This is a genomic window from Brunnivagina elsteri CCALA 953 (assembly GCF_002289455.1).
In the GTDB taxonomy this organism is placed as follows: Bacteria; Cyanobacteriota; Cyanobacteriia; order Cyanobacteriales; family Nostocaceae; genus Brunnivagina; species Brunnivagina elsteri.
In genome coordinates this window covers 1-1,372 of record NZ_NTFS01000744.1, presented here as the reverse complement: position 1 = coordinate 1,372, position 1,372 = coordinate 1, and the positions used below count along the sequence as shown (strand labels likewise).

3 protein-coding genes are annotated in these 1,372 nt (G+C 38.7%); all 3 read left to right on the top strand.

The window, feature by feature from the left end; all coding sequences use genetic code 11:
* The first annotated feature begins 208 nt into the window (after positions 1 to 208).
* Positions 209 to 412, top strand: a complete 204-nt coding sequence (locus CK510_RS31350) for a hypothetical protein (protein ID WP_143289530.1) — start codon at positions 209 to 211, stop codon at positions 410 to 412.
* A gap of 355 nt (positions 413 to 767) precedes the next feature.
* A complete protein-coding gene (locus tag CK510_RS30400; protein WP_095725123.1) occupies positions 768 to 968 on the top strand; it encodes a hypothetical protein in 201 nt (66 codons plus the stop codon).
* A 132-nt stretch (positions 969 to 1,100) separates the two neighbouring features.
* Positions 1,101 to 1,372: hypothetical protein (locus CK510_RS30395; protein WP_143289529.1), on the top strand; the 272-nt coding region annotated here is incomplete at its 3' end.

Genomic DNA, 1,372 nt, shown 5'->3' with positions numbered 1-1,372 from the left:
AATATAGATGATGCAAAATTAATTTGTAATGAGTTATTGTTATTAATTGATGTTAGATATAAAGTGTTAGGTGATGGTGGATTATCTCAGTGTGGAAATGTGGATTTTTGAATTTCAGCAATCTGAGATTATTAGCTGGGAATGGTTGCAATGTGATTGGTCGCAAGAAGTCATGCGATAAACATGCGATGCCCTTGGCGACCACTTTGTGGTATCGCAAAGTGCGAAACGTAGGTTTCTCGTAACTAAAAACGCTTCTGGCTTTGGGAATAATCGCATTTTTGATGTGATTTCCATACCAAATCACCAAAATCTATGGTTTACGGATGATGAACCGTTTGTTCGTCACGAATCCAAGTCAGACGGGCACTTTATCATTAGAAGCTATCCAATGACTGAAGCTCAAAAATAATCACAGTTTTGGCTGTCGGGCACGTTGGATTCGGAACACGGAAATATATATGAGGAGAAAACTTGAATGCTTAACTAAAAACTAATCTGGGAATTGCGAATTTCAAAACAGTTCTTTTGTACTTATTGGGTAATACAGAATTCATTAACTATATAAAGTACGGTTGTCCGTACTAAACAAGTGTAATTTGCCGTATTTTGTTCAAGTATGATCATAATTATGTCGATTCCGATTCGATGCCAAACCACTCTAAACAAATAACCCAACACTGATTTGCGGTCAGCATTGGGCTTTTAGTTCACGCCATCACTGATTTGCGGTCGGTGATAGCAGATTTTTAATCATTACTAAGACTATGATACCGAAGATTCAAGAAAATCCATCGGTTGGAAGCCATATTGGTGTTCCAGCAGCAGGCAATGTTTCTATTCCCCAAGCCGGACAAGCGCCAACACCTTACGATTACATAGCATTACTTCCGGTGTTGATTACGGCTGCAACCCCTTTAATATTGGGGCTGAAGAAGAAAGATAAGGATAAGGGGGATAATGAATAGATAGATGTGGGAGTGCGATCGCTCGTGACAGACCGATGGGCGATCGCACCCCTGACTACATATGTATGAGTAATGTGATTTTACGCTTGTTTTCAGAGTTCGGTCAGGCATTTAGGGAAAAGAAGTGAGGAGATGAAGAGTTCAAAAAAAGTGTATTTTGTAAATCCGATAAAATGGTATTTATTAGGCATTACGACTGGTACAATTGCTCTTGTCGTGATGGGCGCAACCACAAGGACAAAATCTGCAATACCTCAGAGTTTCAAACTAATTTTAGATGGAACTGGTGTGCAAGTTTATCAAAAAAAATCTGCCAACAAAAATCATGAATATGTCACCGTTGTCAATACTAAAAAAGGTACAATTAATAACTTAACTGGTACTGTAGAGGGTAATCGAGAAGG